The 318-nt window shown below is 61.3% G+C and carries 1 protein-coding gene; it reads right to left on the minus strand.

What is annotated here, in order from left to right:
• Positions 1-215: 215 nt before the first annotated feature.
• Positions 216-318, minus strand: a 103-nt coding sequence (locus H483_RS40575; RefSeq protein ID WP_017836703.1) for an integrase core domain-containing protein, incomplete at its 5' end; no start/stop codon positions are given.

The following is a 318-nucleotide window of genomic DNA, read 5'->3' on the forward strand; positions in this document are numbered from 1 at the left end:
GTCGCTGTCGCCGGGCATGGCGATAATGCTAGCGGGTGTTTCTACTTGTTCGTCGGGGGTCAGGCGCTGCACGGAGGAGCCTGTCAAGATCCCTGTGTATGCGGATGGTCAGAGGCAGGGTTTGATTCGGTTGAATCGCCCTGGCCCCGTCGGAGGGTCTTGCTGAATCAGGCGGCCTGAGGTTCGGTCGCCTGGTTGGAACGGTACATCTCCTCTTACTCGATGGGTGGTCGGTATTCGATCGCCGAGTGCAGTCGCTCGTCGTTGAACCACTTCACCCAGTCCGCGGTCTCGTGCTCGACCTCGTTGCGGCCGGTC

Origin of the sequence: Dietzia sp. UCD-THP (assembly GCF_000349585.1) — a bacterium.
Lineage (GTDB): Bacteria > Actinomycetota > Actinomycetes > Mycobacteriales > Mycobacteriaceae > Dietzia > Dietzia natronolimnaea_A.